We start from the raw sequence: 19,602 nt of genomic DNA, 5'->3' as shown, positions 1-19,602 counted from the left end.
GTTAACCTTGCAGGGCTGGGGGTGTGCGGGGGTACGGGGCAAAGCAAAGGCGCGTCGATGATCTTCAAGGGTGTCCGCGATGGCAGACCCTATCCTGACCACGGCTTGTCGCACCGCCAGTGGGCGCAGATCCCGCCGCGCCAGATCCGCCTCGACGAACTGGTGATGACGACGACGGTGCTCGCGCTGGACCGGCTGTTGTCGGAGGACTCGACGTTCTACGGCGACCTGTTCCCGCACGCGGTGAAGTGGCGCGGCAACATCTACCTCGAGGACGGGCTGCACCGCGCGGTGCGGGCCGCGCTGCGCAACCGCACGGTGCTGCACGCGCGGGTGTTCGACATGGACGAGCCGCTGACGCAATCAGGCTGACAGCCGTCCCGCGTGCTCGCCGGGGCTCGTCGAGGATCGGGGCGCGTAGCGGGCGGCGAGCACGCGGTCGGACAGCAGTCCCAGACAGCTCAGGTTCGGGAATCCGGGGCCCTGCATCAGACCGGAGAGGTTGGGCAGGAACAGTTTCGGGGCCAGACCGGTGACGGCCAGGTCGTGACCGACGGCCTCCTGCAGCACCCCTGCGGTCATCGGCGCGCCGAGGGCGAGCTCGATCAGGTCGCGCGCGTCCTGGCTCAGCAGCGAGGCGAACCACATCGGGTCCGCACCCGAGCCGTCGATCACCAGGTCGAAGCCGTGCACCGTCTCCAGCGCGGCACCGCCGCGGTTCGTGTTGAGCGTCAACCGGATTCGTTCGTCGCGGGCGACCGCGTGGGCGACCCTGCCCCGCAGGTGACGGATGCGGTCGTCGGCCAGCAGCGCGTCCTGCACGCGGGCGGAGAACACGCCGCGGTCGGTGCGGGCCAGCGCGTCGCGCCGTTCGGCGATCGTCAGCCCGGCCCAGTCGGTCGGGTCGGAGAACAGCGTGTTCTCGAAGAAGCTCTCGCCGCGGGTGAACAGCGTGACCTGCGGTGAGATCACGGTGATCGTCGAGACCCGGTGCCGGAACAGCTCGTTGAGCATCGACGCCGCGGTCTCTCCCCCGCCGATCACGGCGACGCGTTCCGCCACGATCAGCTGGTGGCGGGCGGCACGTTGCCAGAACTGCGCGATCGACAGCACCCGCGGATCCTGCGGCAGGATCGAGCGTCTTGCCTGCCCCGGGCCCGTGATCATCACCCCGTCGGCGGACACGGTCCCCGCGGACGTCCGCACCGCCCACCGGTGTTCGTCGACCGCGATCTGTTCGGCCTCGGCGGTGAGCACGGTCATCCCGACGGTGTCGGCGACCCAGCGCAGATAGCGGCTCCACCCGGTGTGGGTGGGGGCCGGACGGCCCCGGTCCACCCATTCGGCGAACTGCCCGGCGGCGATCAGGTGCGCCTGCCAGCTGTGCCGGGTCATCCGCTCGTCGAGTTCGGCGTTGCGGCGCGCGACGAGCGAGGACCGGTACGGGAAGCCGACGTCCTTCTCGGGACTCGTGCCCAGCCGCTGGGCGCCGTCGGTCCACCCGCCGATCGGCTGCCAGTTGGCGCCGACGCTCGCGCGTTCGATCGCCACCACCTCCGGCGCCGCCACCCCCATCGCCCGCAGCTCGGCGGCTTTGGCTGCGACCGCGACCGCCTTGGGGCCTGCACCGATGACGGCCAGCGTCGGGGTGCTCACAGTGCGCCACCCAGTGCGGTGACGGCCCGCGACCAGAGCGCGGTGAGCTGCTCGAGCTCGTCGGCGGTGGACAGCCGGTCGCTCCAGCGCCAGCTGGTCCGCAGCTGTGGTCCGTCGGGGCCCGGCAGGACGACCGCGATGACGTCGAAGGTGTAGCGCAGCGGCAGATCCGGTTCGGCGGCGACGGGCAGCTGCGCGTTGAGCGTCTCGTCGGTGACGAGCGTCCAGTCTGCGGCGGCCCGGTCGGGTTGCAGGTCGTAGCGGCCGACGTAGTTGAACTCCACCTGCGGGCCCGGGTGCGACGCGAGCGCGGGGTCCTTGCGCAGCCAGCGCAACAGCCCGTAGTCCAGGCCCCGGTTCGGCACGGCGGCAAGGGTTTCGGTGACTGCGCCCAGCAGTGTCCGGGCGGCGGCGGGATCGCCCGCGGCGGTGTCGACGTCGATCACGGCCGGGCCCGCCCCGAGGCGCACCGGGTAGACCGAGGTGAACCACCCGACCGTGGCGGAGGTGTCGACGGAAGCCTCGCCCACGAGTCCGTCCTCGCGACCGTGCCCTTCGAGCGCGATCAGCGCGCCGTGCTGCGCCGGTTCACCGCGCGACAGACGCCACGACGCGATCGTCACCGTGAGTGCGGCGAGCAGGAAGTCGCGGACGTCGATGCGCGCGGTGTCGAGGCCGTGCAGGATCGTGCGGGTGGTGGCGGTGTCGGTGACGACGTCGGTGAGTCGTTGCGATGCCCAGGTGTCGCGGGTCGGGTCGGGCAGCCTGCTCCCCAGTACCGGATCCGGGCCGGCGAGCTGGGCCGCCCAGTAGGCCCGCTGACCGGACACGTCGGCCGTGTGGCTGCGCTGCTCCAGCAGCCGGGTCCAGTGCCGGTACGGGGTGTACTCCACCTCGGGGGCCGGGGTCCGTCCTGCGGCGAGTTCGTCGGCCAGCCTGCGCAGTTCGGACAGCATGACGTACCAGGACACCACGTCGGTGGCGAGGTGGTGTACGCAGAGCAGCAGCACCGACGGCGGCCCGGTGAACCACACCGCCTGCACCATCGCGCCTGTGCGCGGGTCGATACGGTCCAGCGCGGCAACGGCTTCCGCCGCCACGACGGCCGGCGGGCACCCGGGGACGGTGGTGAGCACGTCGCGCGCGGAGACGTTGCCCGGGGGGCGGGTGGTCAGCCGGTTGCGGGCGTCGAGCACCGAACGCAGCATGTCGTGCCGGTCGAGCAGGGCCTGCAGGATGGCGTCGAGCCGGTGCCCCTCCATGTCGGCGGGCAGCGCGACGAGCACGTTCTGGGTGAAGCGACGGAAGTTCCCGTACTCGGACAGCCAGGCCATGATCGGGGCGGGGGCGACCTCGCCGAAGCGCTCCTGAGTGACGGTCGCGGGCTCGGCAGCGTCGCCCGCCGCGTCGATCGCGGCGGCGAGTTCGCGCACCGTGGCGCACTCCACCATCAGCCGGGCGCGCATGTCGATGCCGCGCCGCCGCGCCGCCTGTACGACGCTGAGGGCGGCGATGCTGTCGAGGCCGATCTCCACGAAGTCGGTGGTGACCCCGACCCGCTGTCCGTCGAGCACGTCGGCGAGCAGATCGACCAGCGCCTGCTCGGTGGGGGTCGCGGCGGCGCTCGCCGCCTCGTCCGCGACGGGAATCGCGGCCAGCGCCGCCTCGTCGATCTTGCCGTGCGCGGTCAGCGGCAGCTCGTCGACGCAGACGAGGTGCTGCGGAATCATGTAGCGCGGCAACCGTTTCGCCATCACTGCGCGCAGATCGGCCACGGTGGGCGGCGACGCACCGACCGCGATGTAGGCGGTCAGGCGGGGTCCTCGCGGATGCCGGGTGACGGTCACATGGGCGGCCCGCACGTCCGGGTGGGCGCTGAGCACGCCGGCGATCTCGCCCGGTTCCACCCGGAAACCGCGGATCTTCACCTGGTCGTCGGCGCGGCCGAGGAACTGCAGTTCGCCGTCGGGTCCGCGCCGGACCACGTCGGAGGTGCGGTACATCCGTTGCCCGGCGGCGAACGGGTCGGCGACGAACCGGCCGGCGGTCTCGGCGGCGCGCCCGAGATAGCCGCGTGTCACCTGCGCCCCGGACAGGTACAGCTCCCCCGCGACGCCGTCGGGCACGGGGCGCAGCCAGGCGTCGAGAACGTGGGCGGTGGTGGGCCCGGTCGGACGGCCGATGGCCGGGTGCGGATGCCCGTCGATGCGGGCCACCACCGCTTCGACCGTGGTCTCGGTCGGCCCGTAACAGTTCACAGCGGTCATCGACGTGCGGGCGCATACGTCGCGCAACAGCCGCCACATCGACGTACTCACCGCCTCCCCGCCCAGCGCCAGCACCGCGAGCGGCACGGTGCTCAGCAGCCCGGCCGAGGACAGCTGCGCGAACATCGACGGCGTCGTGTCGAGCATGTCGATGCCGTACCGGTCGATCGTCTGCACGAGCGCCTCCGCGTCACCCCGGGTCTGGTCGTCCACCAGATGCACCGTGTGACCGTCGAGCAGCGCGGCGAGCGGCTGCCAGGCCGCGTCGAACGTGAACGACCATGCATGGGCGACGCGCAGCGGCCGGCCGAGACGGGCACGGGCGGGACGCAACAGGTGCGCGGCGTGGTCCTCGGCGTAGGCCAGCACCGCGCCGTGGGTGCCGACGACCCCCTTGGGCCGGCCGGTGGTGCCGGAGGTGAACACCACGTAGGCGGCCCGGGCGGGGTGCGTGGGCGCGGGCCGGTAGCCGGCGGGTGGTGGTGTCGATGCCGCGGCCAGGAACGCCGCATCGACCACCACGCGGGGTCGGCACTGGCCGAGGATGTCGTCGATGCGGTCGGCCGGCATCGAGGGGTCGAGCGGAACGATGACGCCGCCCGCCTTGAGCACGGCCAGCATCGCGGTCACGTAGTCCGCGCCGCGCGGAAGCAGCACGGCCACTGCGTCTTCGGTGTCGACCCCGGCCTCGAGCAGCACCCTGGCGAGCCGGTCGGCGGCGGTGTCGAGCTCCCGGTAGGTCAGTGCCCCGCCGTCCCACGTCAGCGCCTCCGCATCGGGCACCCGGGTGGCGACCGCCGTGAAGCGCTCGTGAATCCCACCGTGCGTCGCGGCCGCCAACGGGGCCGCACCGTGGTGTTCCTCGTCGGGGAGCAGCACCCCGGCCTGCCGGAGTGGGCGCTCCCAGCAGTCGATCAGGCGCGCCACGGTGTGCAACACGCGCCGGCCGAGCCGCTCGGGATCGAGCGGCCCGAGTGCGCCGTCGATCACCTCGACGAGCACGGTGAGTTCGTCATCGGCCAGGTGCGCGGCCAGGGTCACCGGGAAGTGCGACAGGCTCTCCAGCGCCCGGGGGACGAAGGTCGCGGCGCCGGCGGCGAATTCGGTCTGGTCGACGATGCCGCCGGGCGGGAAGTTCTCGTACACGACCAGGCTGTCGAACAGCTCCCCGACGCCGCCGAGCGCGCGGAGCTCGGCGTGGCTGAGGTAGCCGTGATCGCGCAGCGCCGCCGCCTCGCGTTGCAGCGTCAGGCACTGATCGCGGGTGGGTGCGGCGGGGTCGAGCCGGACCCGGAGCGGGACGGTGTTGATGAACAGTCCGATCATGCGTTCCACGCCGGCCAGCTCGGCGGGCCGCCCGGAGACGGTGACGCCGAAGACGACGTCGTCGCGGTCGGTGATCACCGACAGGACTGTCGTCCAGGCCATCTGGACGAGCGTGTTGAGGGTGACGCCGCGGTGGCGGGCCGCGTCGGTCAGCGCGCGGGTGGCCGACGCGTCGATCCTCACCTCGGTCTGGCGGGGACGGCCCGGTGGCACCGCGGCGGTGGTCAGCGCCGGGGTGACCAGTGTCGGGGCGTCGAGGCAGTCGAGGTGGCGCCGCCACCGCGCCCGGCTGGTGTCGGGGTCGCGCCGGCCGAGCCAGCCGATGTAGTCCCGGTACGGCCGGGGCGGCGGTAGCGCGGCCGGATCGCCGCCCGCCCGGTACAGCGTGAGCAACTCGCCCATGAACAACGGCAGCGACCAGCCGTCGATGACGATGTGGTGCGCGGTGACGACGAACCGCCACCCGTGCGGGGCTTCGATCAGCAGGAACCGGAGCACCGGCCCGCAAGCGAGGTCGAATCCCGTTGCGCGCTCGGCCTTCTCGACCGACTCCATCTCGGCCGGCGAGGCCACCCTGACGTGCCGCCAGGGCGTCTCGACGTGGGCGGGGATGACCTGCACGGCCCGGCTGAGATCACCCTGGACGAAGCTCGCGCGCAGGTTGGCGTGCCGGTCGAGCAGGTGGGCCGCGCAGCGGCGCAGCAGATCGGCGTCCAGGGCGCCGGTGGCGTCGGCGGCCATCGCGATGAGGTAGGGGTCGTCACCGTCGGGGCTCAGCGCGGCCATCGAGAACAGGCCCTGCTGAAGGGGGCTCAGCGCCAGCACGTCCTCCACAGCGGCCGCGCGGGGGGCGGTCCTCGTCATCCGGGCGTCCCCCAGGACGCGGTCAGCGCCGCCAGTTCGTCGGCCGGCAGTCCGGACGCCGTCATCGGCGCGTGCCGCACATCGTGCACCTCGTGCTCGGCGTCACCGGTGTCGACCGCCGCGGCCAGTCCGGCCAGGTCGGGGTGTTCGAAGACCATGCGAGCGGTCAGCGGGAGTCCGGCGTCACGGGCCCGGGCGGCGAGTTGGACGGCGAGCACGCTGTCGCCCCCCAGGCCGAAGAAGTCGTCGTGACGGCCGACGTTCTCGGCGCCCAGCAACGCGGTGAGCAGGCCGGCCAGCGTCTGCTCGGTGCCCGGTTGCGGCGCCTCCCAGACGACCTCGGCCACCGGTGCCGGGGCGCCTGCGCCGTCGGCGAGGATGTCGAGCGTACCGTCCTCGTTCCACCGCGCCCGGTGACCGGTGGAATGCGGCCGGCTCAATGCCGCTCCGCGCAACCACAATTCGCCCACTACGCCGACGGTGACAGGTCGCTGGTCGTCGTCGAGCACCTGCACCTCGACACGTCCGCCCCCTTCGGGATCGAGCTGCTGCGGGGCGCCGATCGCGAGGTCACCCAGCCTGCGGTCGGGATCGTCGGCCAGTGCGCCGACGATCCGTGTCAGCCATCCGGCGAGGCGTTCGACGGTGCGGCGGCTGTACAGCTCGGGCCGGTAGATCAGGTAGCCGCGGTAGCCGTTGCCATCGGTGGCCAGGAAGTTCACCGACAGGTCGGCCGCGGCGATGTCGAATGTCGGCTCCAGCGCGATGAACTCGGTGTCGGCGTCGATGCGCTGGCGCTGCGGCATCTGCTCGCGGACGTGCACCACCACCTGGAACAGCGGGTTGCGGGCGAGCGTGCGCGGCGGGTTGACGGTCTCGACGATCTGCTCGAACGGCACGTCGGCGTGCGAGTAGGCCGACAGCGCCGTCTCCCGGGCGCGCAGCAGGAGCTCGCGCACGGTCGGGTCGCCGCGAAGGTCGTTGCGCAGCACCACGAAGTTCACGAAGAACCCGACCAGGTGCTCGAGTGCGGCGTCGCTGCGGCCGGCGACCGGTGTGCCCAGCGGGATGTCGCGTCCGCCGCCGGCCTTGTGCAGGACGACGGCGACAGCGGCCTGCAGGAACATGAATTCGGTCACCCCGAGGTGGCGGCACAGCGTCGCCATCGCATGACGGGTCGGGCCGTCGATGCTGAACTCGACGGCGTCGCCGTCGCCGCTGGGGATCCGCGGCCGCGGAAAGTCCAGCGGTAGCCCCGCTTCGGCGGGCGCGCCCCGCAGCCGGTCGACCCAGTGGTCCCGCTGGGGTCCGACGACGCCGGTCTCCTCCCGCAGGAGTTCGGCCTGCCACGCCGCGTAGTCGGTGTACTGCACCGTCAGCGGCGCCCAGGCGGGCCGCTGCCCGGCGCACCGGGCCCGGTAGGCGGTGACGAGGTCGGTGAACAGGATGCCGCCCGACCAGTGGTCGCCGGCGATGTGGTGGATCACCAGCGACAGCACCTGATCGCCGTCCACCCCGAAGACCGCGGCCCGCAGCGGCCATTCGCGCTCGAGGTCGAAGGCGTACCGGCGTTCGCGGTCGAGTTCGGTCTGCAGCCAGTCCTCGCCCGTGCCGCCGGCCCGGCGCACCGGGAGGTCGTCGACGTCGCCGACGATCTGGTGGGGTACGCCGTCGATCTCGCGGTAGGTGGTGCGCAGCACCGCGTGGCGGTCCACGACGTCGCCGATCGCGGCGACGAACGCGTCGACGTCGCAGGGGCCGGTCAGCCGCGCCGCGAACGGGATGTTGCTGACCGGGCTGGGCCCCTCGATGCGGTAGCCGAACCACGACCGCAGCTGCGACGAGGACAGCGGGGCCGGCCCGTCCTGTCCCCTCGGGACCAGCGGTGGGCGTGCGCTGGGGTGGGAGTCGCCGGCCAGGGTGTCGAGGTGCGCGGCCAGCGCCGCGACGGTGCCCCGTTCGAAGACGTCCCGCACCGCGACGTCGACCCCGAACCGGGCGCGCACCTCCGCGACGAGCTTGGTGGCCAGCAGGGAGTGTCCGCCGAGGTCGAAGAACGAGTCGTCGGCACCGACATGGTCGTGGTCGAGCAGGTCGGCGTACAGGTCGGCGAGCAGCCGTTCGGTACCGGGGCCGGGCTCACGGAAGGTGTTGCGCGGCGACATCTCCGGGGCCGGCAGCGCCGCCCGGTCGATCTTGCCGTGGCTGGTGATGGGGATCTCGCCGACCACCACATACGCCGCCGGGATCATGTACTCGGGCAGCGCCGCCGCCACCCGCGCCGTGACGCGCTCGAGGGCGACATCGTCGCCGTCGGCGGGCGTCAGATAGGCCACCAGGCTCCTGCCCAGCGTGGGCAGGTCGCTGACGACCACGACGGCCTGACCGACGCTCGGGTCGACGGTGATCGCGGCGGCGACGTCGCCGAGTTCGATCCGGAAGCCGCGGATCTTGACCTGTTCGTCCGCCCGGCCGACGAACTCGAGGTCACCGTCGGCGTTGCGGCGGGCCAGATCGCCGGTCCGGTACATCCGCGCCCCGCAGGTGTTCGGGTCGGCGACGAACCGTTCGGCGGTCAGCGCGGGTCGGCGGTGATAGCCGTCGGCGACATGGCCGCCACCGATGTAGATCTCGCCGATCGATCCGATCGGCACCGGTTGCAGGGCGTCGTCGAGCAGGTGCATCTGCGTGTTGATCTTGGGGGTGCCGATCGGGACGATCCGGGTGCCCTGGCGCCCTTCGACCCGGTAGCGGCTGGCGTTGATGACGGTCTCGGTGGGCCCGTAGAAGTTGTGCAGCAGCGCGTCGAACGTGGCGTGGAACTTGTCGGCGACCTCGCCGGGAAGTGCCTCGCCACCGATCGGCACCCGCTGCAGCGTGCGCCACTGGCTGACGCCGGGCAGCGACAGGAACAGCGCGAGCAGTGACGGCACGAAATGCATGGCGGTGATGCCCTCGGTGTGCAGCAGATCGGTCAGGTAACCGATGTCGCGCAGTCCGTCCGGGCGGTGGATCACCAGGCGCGCACCGCAGGCCAGCGTGCCGAACACCTCGGCGATCGACACGTCGAAACTGGGTGAGGCCACCTGCAGGAGCCGGTCGTCGGCGTCGACCCGGTAGTCACCTTTGAACCAGACGAAGTACTCGGCCACGGGCCGGTGCGGCACCGGCACACCCTTGGGCAGGCCCGTCGAGCCCGATGTGTAGATCAGGTAGGCGGTGTTGGCGGGCCGCAGCGGCCGCACCCGGTCGGCGTCGGTGGGATCGTGGGCGGGCACGTCGTCCAGTGCGGTGAGTGGTTCCCGGAGAACGACTTTCGGATCGCAGTCGCCGAGGATGAAGTCCAGCCGGTCGGTCGGGTAGGTGGGATCGATCGGCACGTACACCGCACCGGCCTTGAGCACACCCAGCGCGGTGACGACGAGCTCGGGTGACTTGTCGAGCAGCACCGCGACCCGGTCCTGCGCGCCGACGCCGTCGGCGATCAGCCGGTGCGCGACCCGGTTGGCGGCCTCGTTGATCTCCCGGTAGCTGTGGTGACGGCCCTCGTAGACCACGGCGGTGGTGTCCGGGGTGGTCCGGACCTGCGTCTCGATCAGGTCCACGATCGTCGCGGGCGCGGTGTCGAACGTCGGTCCGTGCGACATCTCCGTCAGCCGTGCGCGGTCGGCGTCGGTCAGCAGCGGAAGCCGGCTCAGCGGAGTGTCCGGGGCGTTCAGCGCACCGTCGAGCAGCACCGTGAAGTGGTCGAGGAGCTGTTGCGCGAGGCGGGCGTCGATGATCTCGACGAGGTGCTCGAGTTCGACGAGCACACCGGTGGTGTCGAATTCGGCCATGATGCCCAGCGGCAGGTTGGTCAGGTGTGAGCGCAGCTCGGCGCGGTGGCAGGTGACGCCCGGGGGCGTGAAGCCGTAGCGATCGGGTCCGCGCAGGCCGAAGCTGACCCGGGTCATCCGCTCGGTGCCGTGCCGCCGGTCGGGGTTGAGGTCGCGGACCATGCGGTCCAGCGCGACTCGCTGGTGGGCGAAGGCGCCGATCGCGGTCTCCCGGGTCTCGGCGAGGAACTCCCGGAACGTCATCGCCGGCCGTGGCCGCAACCGCATCGCGACCGTGTTGCCGTGGTAGCCGATGCGGCCGTCGGTGTCCCCGGTGCGGTTGAGCACCGGTGTGGCGACCAGGAAGTCGTCGACGTGGCTGTAACGGTGCACCAGCGCCCCGACCACGGCGAGCAGCACCGTGTACGGGGTGGCGCCGGCCTCGTCGGCCAGCGCGGTGACCCGGGCGGCGGTGTCGGGGCCGAGGCGCACCGCGGCGCGCCGGCAGCGCCAGCTGGTGGGGACGGCCGATCCGTGGGGGCCCGGCAGCTCCAGGGGTTCGGGCGGGTCGGCCAGCACGGTGCGCCAGTAGGCGACGTCGTCGGCCTCGGTGTCGGTGGCGGCGGGGGCGGCGGGCGGCAGCGGCTTCAGCGGGTGTCCGGCGTACGCCCGGGTGAGGTCGGCGAAGAACACCTCCCACGAGGCGTCGTCCCAGGCGATGTGGTGGGCCACCAGCAGCATGACGAGCTCGTCGGGTCCCGTGCGGGCGACCGTGATGCGCAGCGGCGAGTCCACCGCGAGGTCGAACGGTGCGGCGAACTCCCGTTGCGCGAGCACCTCAAGCCGCAGCGTTCGGGCACGGTCGGAGAGGTCGGACAGGTCGTGCTCGGCCCACCCCGGACGCAGCTCCGATTCGGTCGTGGCCACCGGCAGCCCGTCGTCGGCGGCGCGGTAGGTGGTCCGCAGTACGCGGTGGCGGACCGCCACCGCGTCGACAGCCGCGCGCAGCCGCGCGATGTCGACGTCCCCGGTGATCCGGTAGGACAGGCAGATGTTGAGCAGCGCGGCGCTGGGGTCGGCCGCGTGCACGAACCACATGCGCAGCTGCCCGTCCGTCATCGCGGGCGGCGCCGCGGGTGCGGGCGGTGCCGAAGCGGGTGGTGTGAGACCTCGTTGAGACAGTCTGCGCCGCAACAGTTCCAGGCGGCGTTCGTCGAGTCCGGTGTCGATGTCGGTCACGCGGGAGATTCCCTTTCTCGCTGCAGGGCGGCGATGAGGTCGGTGCCGGTGATGCCACCGAGCAGGCTGGCCAGTGCAACGGTGTGTCCGGTGGTGCGGGTCAGTCGTCGGCGCAGGTCGAGTGCGAGCAGCGAGTCCACGCCGAGGTCGAACAGCGACTCCTCGAGATCCAGCGTCGCCGCGTCGACGTTCAGCACCAGGGCGAGCTGGCTGCGCACCGCCTCCGACGCGGTGACCGGTCCGTCGGCGACCGGCGGGGGTGGCTCCTGGTCGGCCGCGGCGAGGAAGCTCTGCATGCGACGCGGGTCGGCGGCGAAGATCAACGGATCGATCGGATGGTCGGCCAGGCTCGCCGCCACCGCGTCTGCCGGGGTCAGCGGGCGCAGGCCGGTGCGCTGCACACGCGCGGTCTCGGTGGCGTCGACGATGGTGCTGCCCTCCCATAGTCCCCACCGGATGGCGACAGCGTGGCGTCCCGCGGAACGCAGGCGCGCGGCCGCGACGTCGAGCATGCGGTTGGCTGCCGCGTAGGCGGCCGCTCCCCTGCCACCCCACACCGCAGTCACCGACGAGCACAACAGGATTCGGGTGTCGGCGGTCATCGGCCAGGTGGCGGTGAGGTGGTCGAGACCGGCGAGCCGTGCGGCCGCCATCTCGGTCAGCGCGGCGCCGGTGATCCCCGTGCGCTCGGCGAAGGCGGCCGTTCCGGCGGCGTGCACGACGAGGGTGGCCTCGCCGGCGGTCCGCGCGGCCGCGGCCACCGCGGCGGGGTCGGTGATGTCGCAGGCTCGCGACACGATCTCGGTGCCGTGCGCGCCGGCGAAGTCGTCGCGTTCCCCGCGGCGGCTGAGCAGGGTGATGCGCCGGGCGCCGAGGGCGGGGAGCGCCCGTGCATAGGCCGAGCCGATCGTCCCGTGACCACCGGTGATTACGACGTCGTCGAGCACTCCGGCGTCGAATCGGTGCGCAGGCGGCGCCTCGCGGTCGAGTGTCCGCCGGTAGCAGACCCTTTCGCGCAATGCGATCTCACCGGTCGTGCCGAGCAGGATGTCGAGGATGTCCGCCGCCGCGGCGCGGTCGCTCGACGCGAGGTCGAGGTGGTGGAAGCCCTGGTCGGGATGTTCGTGGGCGACGCTGCGATGCATCGCGGCGAGCGCGGCCGAAGCCAGGTGCGGCGCGGCGTCGTCGGGGTTGATCTGCTCGGCGCCGTCGGTCACCAGCCAGACGTCACGGCAGCGCGCGCCGATCGCGTCGGCGTAGTCGAGCAGGCCGCGATCGAGGGCGGTGCTCAGCGCGCCGACCGACGCGGCGGCGTCCGCGTCGGGAAACGACGGAGCGAGCACCACGAGCACCTCGGCCTCGGACGCCGCGGTCGGCACCGCCGCGCGGTGCCGGCGGATCGCCTCTGCCCATGCCGGGTCCGGGCGGCGACCCGGCCCCGCGCCGAGGACGGCCACTGAACGCGGGGCGGGAACGACGTTGCCGCGCACGACACACGGTTCCCAGCGCTCGCCGGTGACAGTGAGCGTGGGCTGCGCGGGGGGTGACGCTGACACCGCCCAGAGGTGCTCGGCCCGCATCGGGGCGCCGGGAAACCGTCGGAGCCGGTGGGGCCGGGTGGCGAGCAGATCGGCCCAGCGGAACCCTGGATCGGCGACGGCCGCGGCGGCGATGTTCGCGGCCAGGCTGTCGGCGATCGGCTGGTCGCGGTGACCCGACCCCAGGACCAGTGCCTGCCGCGGCGGCACGCTGCGGTCGACGCCGTCCTCCACGGCGAACAGCAGCGAGGGGTGCCCGGACATCTCGAGGAAAGCGTCGGCGTGGTGCGCGATGCCGGTGTCGACGGCACGGTCGAAGCGAATGGTGTTGCGCAGGTTGGCAAGCCAGTAGGAGCGAAGGTCGGTGCCGGCCGCGACGACGTCACCGGTCGCGGAGCCGATGAACGGCACGGCCGATTCGGTGAACTCTCCGGCCGGCAGGGCGTCGGTCACGCCGCGTCCGCACGCGTCCATCGCGCTGGTGTGCGCGGGGAAGCTCATCGCCAGCGGCCGGGCGAAACGCCCTGTCCCCGCGACCGCGTCGACCAAGGCGGTGACCGCACGGCGCTCCCCCGAGACGGCGACGGAGGTGCTGGCGTTGATCGCCGAGAGTTCCAGCCAGCCGGGAGCACGTGTGATCAGCTCGGCCGCCTCGACCGCGTCCATGCCGAGAACGGCCACCCCGTGGTCGCCGGGGATGGCCTCGATCGCGGCGGCGCGTGCGGCGAGCACGGCGATCGCATCGTCGAGCGACAGGCATTCGGCCACATGGGCGGCCGCGACCTCGCCGAGGCTGTGGCCGATCGTCAGGTCGGGCAGGATGCCGCAGGAGCGCCACACTGCGGCCAGTGCGACGGCGTGGACGAACTGGGCGCCCTGCAGTTCCAGGTGCGACACCGACTCGCCCGCCGGCGGGTTGGTGAGGAAGCGCAGCGGCGAGGTCAGCCCGGCACTGCGGAACGCCGCGTCGATCCGGTCGGCCGTCTCCCGATACACCCGCAGCCCGCGGTACGCCTCGGCGCCCATTCCCGGCCACTGCGTGCCCTGGCCGGGGAACACGAACGCTCGGCGGCTGGTGGCGCTACCTGTCGAGCGGGCGACCAGCGGGTGGTCGCGGCCGGCCACGACGGCACGCAGACCGTCGGCCAGCTCGGCGGTGTCGCGCGCGCGCAGCACGATCCGGTGCCGGCGTAGCCGTCGGGTGCCGAGCAGATGGGCGGCGATCTGCGCGACCTCGCCCGGCTCGCGACCGAGGTAGTCCAGCACGTCCCGCGCGGCGTCGGGCAGCAGGTCCGCCTCGTGTGCGGTGAGCAGGACGGGGAGGCGCCCGTCCGGCAGTTCGGAGAACGGCATCAGGCGGCCTCACCGTCGGGGACGGACACCACGATGTGCGTGTTGGTCCCACTCATGCCGAAGGCGGACACCGCGCCCCACCGCGCGGCGCCGGTGGCCGGCCACGGCGTCGCCTCGGCCGCCAGCCGCAGACCGGTGGCGGCCCAGTCGATCTCGTCGCTGGGTTGCTCGGCGTGGAGAGTCGCGGGCACCACGCCGTGTTCGGCGGCCAGCAGCACCTTGGCCAGGCCGAGCGCCCCGGCGGCGGCCTGGGTGTGGCCGAGGTTCGATTTCACCGAGCCCAGCAGCGGACCGCGGCCGGGCGCGCCGGCACCGTAGGTGGCGGCCAGGGACCGCAGTTCGGTGCGGTCGCCGAGACGGGTGCCGGTGCCGTGGCCTTCGACCATGCCGATCATCTCGATGTCGGCGGCCGCCGTGTCGAGCGCGCGCCGGAACAGGCGCGTCTGGGCGTCCTGGCTCGGCGCCGTCAGCCCCACCGACCGGCCATCGCTGTTGACGCAGCTCGCCTGGACCACGCCGAGCACGGGTCGATGGTCGCGGCGCGCCGCGGATCGGCGCTGCAGCACGAACATCCCGGCGCCCTCACCCCAGACGGTGCCGCTGGCGTGCGCGCTGTAGGGGCGGCAGTGGCCGTCGTCGGACAGCGCGTGCTGCCGGGCGAATTCGACGAAGTAGCCGGGTGATCCCATCACGCAGACACCTCCGGCGAGTGCGAGGTCGCAGTCACCGGCGCGCAGTGCCTGCACGGCCAGGTGCACCGCCGAGAGCGCCGAGGAGCAGGAGGTGTCGACGGTCATCGCCGGCCCGGCCAGCCCCAGGGTGTAGGCGATCCGGCCGGAGATGACGCCGAGCGAGGTTCCGGTGATCAGATGCCCTGTGTGCTCGCCGAACTCGTCCATGGCGGGCCCGTATCGCATGTCGGACGCACCGACGTAGCAGCCGACGTCGTGGCCGGCCAGGTCGTCGGGGTTGATCGCGGCGTCCTCGAGCGCACGCCAGGCCATCCGCAGCCCGACGCGCTGCTGCGGATCCATCGCGAGAGCCTCTCGGCGGGAGATGCCGAAGAACTCGGGGTCGAATGTACCTGCGGTGGAGAGGAATCCGCCGAGGTCGCGGATCGGCGTCGCGCCGCCCCGGCGCGAGGCGTCGATGAGTTCGTGCACCGGCCAACCCCGGTCGGCGGGGAACGGGGTCAGCGCCTCGCGTCCCTCGGTGAGCAGCGTCCAGAAGTCGTCGGGGGTGGCCACCCCGCCCGGCGCCTCCACCGCCATTCCGACGATCGCGATCGGGTCGTCGGTCACGTGCAGCTGACCAAGTCCGCGACGGTAATCAGGTGGTCGTCCAGATAGAAGTGGCCGCCGGCGAACTCGGTGAAGGTGAAGGCACCGTCGGTGTGAATCACCCACTGTCGCAACAGTTCCTGATCGACACGGTGGTCGTCGCGGCCACCGAGGGCGTGGACGTCGGCCGTGATGCGCACGTCACGCCCGCAGGTGTAAGCGTTGAAGGCCCGGTAGTCGGCGCGGACGGCCGGCAGCAGCAGGGCCAGGAAGTCGTCGTCGTCGAGCAGAGCGGCGTCGGTGCCGCCGAGATCGGCGATGTCGGTGAGCAACCCGGCGTCGGTGGTGGGCACCGGCCGCGAGCCCGCGACCGTCGACGGCGCCTGGCTCGCCGATGCCCACAGCTCGCGCACCATGATCCCGCGCCGCACGGCCTGCCGGGCGAACTCGAATCCGACCAGGGCACCCATGCAGTGCCCGAAGAGTCGCAGCGGTCCGAGCGCCGCCCAGTCCGCGGCGCCGAGCATGTCGGTGGCGAGGTCGCCGACGGTGGCGACGGCCGGATGCGTGAGCCGTTCACCGCGCTGCGGATATTGCAGGAGAAAGGTGTCGACGCCGCGGGCCGCCAGCGCCATGCCGAAACGGCGGTAGGCCGCGGCGGCGCCGCCGGCGTGCGGGAACACGAGGGTCGCGGTGCCCGGCCGGCCCGGGAACCGTTTGATCCACGGTGTCAGTTCGATGCGATCGAGGTCGAGACTCATCCCGCCGAAGCACATTCCAGCGCCGCACTGACCTCGGCGCCGTCCATGGCGGCCACCTCCAGGTACAGCTGCGCCACCTCCGTGAGCCGGTGACTGTCGGGTTCGCGCGCCAGCAGTCGCGTCGCCAGGTCCGCGACCGTGCGGGCGGCGAAGATGTCGGCGACCGCCACCGAGGGGGTGTCCAGCCACGTGCGCACCCGGCCGACCACCGCGGTGGCGAGCACGGAATCCCCTCCGCTGGCGAAGAAGTCGTCGTCGACGCCGATCCGGCTGCGGCCGAGGACCTCGCCGGCCATCGCGGCCAGCGCTGTCTCGAGCGGGGTGCTCGGCGCGCGGTAGCCGCGGCCGGCGCGCACCTCGGCTCCCGCGCGGAGCATCCGCGCGACGGCGACGCGGTCCACCTTGCCGCCGACGGTGAACGGCACGTGGTCGGTGACGACGACGATCTGGGGGATCATGTGCGGCGCGACGATCTCCGACAGCGCGGCGGTGACGCTCTGCGGGTCCCGGTCCGTGCACACCGCAGCGCCGAGCACGTCGCGGCCGCCGTCGGTCGGCACGATCGCGGCCACGGCCGCGTCGACGCCGGGTACCCGGCGCAGGGCGGCTTCGACGTCGCCGAGTTCGACCCGGTAGCCGCTGATCTTCACCCGGTGGTCGGCACGGCCGACGAACTCGATGAGCCCGCCCGGCCGGTAACGGACCAGATCGCCGGTGCGGTACCACCGTCGGCCCTCATGGGTGACGAAGCGCTCCGCCGTCAGCTCCGGGCGCGCGCAGTAGCCGCGGGCGATGCCGCGGCCGCCGACCCACAGTTCGCCGGGCACCCAGTCCGGGCAGTCCAGCCCGTCGGGTCCGACGACGCGACACATGTTGCCGGGCAAAGGAACCCCCAGCGGTACCGACGTCCAGTCCTCGGGAAGCAGGTCGACGTCGCAGATCGTGTTGTGGGTGGCCGTCTCGGTGGCACCGCCCAGTCCGGCGAAGCGCATCCGCGGCGCCCGGCGGCGCAGCGCGCGAACCAGTTCGGGGCGGACCCAGTCGCCGCCGGTCGGGACCACCCGCACCGTGGACAGGTCCCCGTCGACTCCGGTCAGCATCTCCAGCCAGCCGGGCATGAAGTGCAGCACCGTCACGCCGTGCCGTTCGATCAGCCGCGCCCAGGTGTCCGGGTCGCGGCGGTGCGCTTCGTCGACCGCCACGACGGTGCCGCCGGCGCCGAGCATGCCGAACACGTCGAGCACGGACAGATCGCATTCGAGCGTCGACAGCGCGAGACAGCGGTCGGCCGGTCCGATGTCGAAGTGGGCGTTGATGAATCCGACGGTATTCATGGCCGCGTCGTGGGTGATCTCGACGCCCTTGGGTTCTCCGGTCGACCCCGAGGTGAACAGGATGTAGGCCGGCTCGCCGGCGGCGACGGCGGGCGGGCTGAAGCCGGTCTCCCGACGTCCCACCCGCAGCGCCTCGGTGACGGTCAGACCGCACCGGGTGGGCGGCTGGTCACCGCACGCCAGCACCATCCGCACGCCGGCGCTGTCGAGCATGCGGTCCGCCCGCTCGGCGGGATGGTCGATGCCCACCGGGACGTAGACCGCTCCGGCTGTCGAGATCGCCAGCAGCGCAACGATCTGCTCGACGTTCTTGGGCCCGGTCACCGCCACGGTGTCCCCCGGCCGGACCCCGGCGACGTGCAGCGCGGCCGCGACGGCGAGCACCTGCTCACGCACCTGCGCATAGGTCAGCGCACCGTCGCCGTCGAGCACCGCGGTCGCCTCCGGCTGCACCTCGGCCTGCCGGAGAAAGCCGTCGTGCAGGGCCTCGCGGGGCGCGGCGGACGCGGTGGTCACGGCGTCGCGGCGGGCCTGCTGATCGGGCGGCACGGCGCTGACATCGACGGCGTCCCAGGCGCCGTCGTCGGCGGCGAGACGCTCGAGTTCGGCCAGGTGATGGGCGAACATCGCGTCGGCGACGCCGGGCCGGAAGGCGTCCTCACGGACGTCCCAGTTGATCATCAACCCGTCGGCCACCGGTGTCGCCTGCGCGTCGAGCAGCACCTGCGGGCCCTGCGAGATCGTCCACACCGGCGTGCCGAACTGCTCGGTCACGATGCCGGCGAACAGATCTCCGAGACCCAGCGCACTGGTGTAGACGAAAGGCGCGAGCACGGGCGTGCCGTGGAGACGGGTCAGGTCACGCAACACCGACAGGCCCGAGTAGCTCGCGTGCCGTGCGCTGGCGTGCAGGGAGTCCTGCAGCACCTGGGCGCGCGCGGTCGGTGTGCGGGCCTCGCCGAGGTCCACGTCGAGCATCAGCGACGAGGTGAAGTCGCCCACCAGCTTGTCGACGTCGGGATGGAACTGTTCGCGCCCGAACATCGGCAAATTCAAAAGGAATCTGCGGTGGGTCGCCCAGCGGGCCAGCGTGCCGGCGTAGGAGGCGGCGATCGCCATCGCCGGGGTGATGCCGCGCCGGTGCGCCGCGGCGAACAGCGCGTCGCGCGTGGCGACGTCGAAGGTGTGCCAGCGCCGGGTGCCGCGGCGCGGGTTCGCCTGCTCGGCGCGCGGAACCAGCGGCAGCGCAGGGCCTTCCGGCAGGTCCGGGAGTCGGTCGGCCCACCAGCGCCGGTCCTCGTCGCTGAGCGGGACCGCCGCGGTGAGCGCCGCCCGGTACTGCCGGTAGGTGTAGCCCAGCGCGGGAAGCGTTCCGCCGGCGTAGAACTCGGCGAGGTCGGCCATGAAGGTGCGGTAGCTGACGGCGTCGGCGGCCTGCATGTCGAGGTCGACGTGCAGGCGGGTGCGGCCGGCCGGCAGCAGGGACAGCGAGAACTCGACGACCTCGCCGTGCAGCAGCTGATGGGATTTCTCGTCTCTGATCTGCTCGAGGTGTCGGTCGGCAGCGGCGAGGTCGGCGTCGCGCAGGTCGTACACCATGACGGGAAGGCTGCGGTCGCCGATGCGCTGGGTGCCGTCGGGCAGGATGTCGACGCGCAGCATCGGATGCCGCTCGGCCAGCCGGGCCGTCGCGGCGCGCAGCCGGTCGGGGTCGACGCCGGTGCCGTCGAACTCCACGTAGAGGTGCGCGGCGACCCCACCGAGCTGCTGGTCGTCGTTGCGGCCGACCCACAGCGCATGCTGAATCGGGGCCAGCGGGAACGGTCCGTCGTCCTCCGCGGCAATCATGGACTGCGCGGGCTCCCCGAGCGCGGACATCTCGCGGCCGGCCAGCAGCTCCGCCCACGCCTGCACCGTGGGTCGGGCGGCCAGCGCCGCGAAGCTCACGTCGATGCCCTGTCGCCGCCAGCGCCCGGACAGGGTCATCATCCGAATCGAGTCCAGACCCGAGGCGATCAGATCGGTGTGCGGATCGAGATCGTCGGGAGCGATCCCGAGCAGCTCGGCCACCTCGTCACGAATCGACAGGACACTCGTCGTCGCTGATCCCACCAAGCCTCCAGCATTAGTACAGGCTGCCCTAACTTTGTGGAGGCTACCCTATATTCG

General features: G+C 72.5%; 8 protein-coding genes. 1 reads left to right on the top strand and 7 read right to left on the bottom strand.

Annotated elements, in window-relative coordinates; all coding sequences use genetic code 11:
* Window positions 1-57 precede the first annotated feature (57 nt).
* The gene (locus tag MCHLDSM_RS00610) at window positions 58-372 is read left to right on the top strand and encodes a type II toxin-antitoxin system VapB family antitoxin (RefSeq protein ID WP_048468377.1); all 315 of its coding nucleotides are present in this window, start codon (window positions 58-60) and stop codon (window positions 370-372) included.
* Here the strand turns inward: MCHLDSM_RS00610 and mbtG are convergent.
* From mbtG to MCHLDSM_RS00575, 7 genes are read right to left on the bottom strand one after another with little or no spacing between them, the layout of a single operon-like run.
* Window positions 364-1,656, bottom strand: coding sequence for an NADPH-dependent L-lysine N(6)-monooxygenase MbtG (gene mbtG / locus MCHLDSM_RS00605; RefSeq protein WP_048468376.1), 1,293 nt, complete (start codon window positions 1,654-1,656; stop codon window positions 364-366). The genes MCHLDSM_RS00610 and mbtG overlap by 9 nt on opposite strands.
* Window positions 1,653-6,113: a non-ribosomal peptide synthetase gene (locus MCHLDSM_RS00600; protein WP_048468375.1), complete on the bottom strand. Its 4,461-nt coding sequence runs from the start codon at window positions 6,111-6,113 to the stop codon at window positions 1,653-1,655. The genes mbtG and MCHLDSM_RS00600 overlap by 4 nt, the downstream gene beginning before the upstream one ends.
* Complete coding sequence (locus MCHLDSM_RS00595) at window positions 6,110-11,176, bottom strand: non-ribosomal peptide synthetase (protein WP_048468459.1); 5,067 nt, start codon at window positions 11,174-11,176, stop codon at window positions 6,110-6,112. Before MCHLDSM_RS00595 ends, MCHLDSM_RS00600 begins: the two co-directional genes overlap by 4 nt.
* On the bottom strand, window positions 11,164-14,058 hold the full coding sequence (gene mbtD, locus MCHLDSM_RS00590) for a mycobactin polyketide synthase MbtD (RefSeq protein ID WP_048468374.1): 2,895 nt from the start codon (window positions 14,056-14,058) through the stop codon (window positions 11,164-11,166). Before mbtD ends, MCHLDSM_RS00595 begins: the two co-directional genes overlap by 13 nt.
* Window positions 14,058-15,359: a beta-ketoacyl [acyl carrier protein] synthase domain-containing protein gene (locus MCHLDSM_RS00585; protein ID WP_082168611.1), complete on the bottom strand. Its 1,302-nt coding sequence runs from the start codon at window positions 15,357-15,359 to the stop codon at window positions 14,058-14,060. Before MCHLDSM_RS00585 ends, mbtD begins: the two co-directional genes overlap by 1 nt.
* Window positions 15,356-16,099, bottom strand: coding sequence for a thioesterase II family protein (locus MCHLDSM_RS00580; RefSeq protein WP_048468457.1), 744 nt, complete (start codon window positions 16,097-16,099; stop codon window positions 15,356-15,358). The genes MCHLDSM_RS00585 and MCHLDSM_RS00580 overlap by 4 nt, the downstream gene beginning before the upstream one ends.
* Window positions 16,096-19,545 carry a non-ribosomal peptide synthetase gene (locus MCHLDSM_RS00575; RefSeq protein WP_048468373.1) on the bottom strand — a complete coding sequence of 1,150 codons (3,450 nt, stop codon included), beginning with the start codon at window positions 19,543-19,545 and terminating at the stop codon, window positions 16,096-16,098. The genes MCHLDSM_RS00580 and MCHLDSM_RS00575 overlap by 4 nt, the downstream gene beginning before the upstream one ends.
* Between the last annotated feature and the right edge of the window lie 57 nt (window positions 19,546-19,602).

This window comes from Mycolicibacterium chlorophenolicum (assembly GCF_001044235.1).
Lineage (GTDB): Bacteria > Actinomycetota > Actinomycetes > Mycobacteriales > Mycobacteriaceae > Mycobacterium > Mycobacterium chlorophenolicum.
Note: the sequence above shows the minus strand (reverse complement) of the source record. Positions and strands in the feature narration are given on the sequence as shown.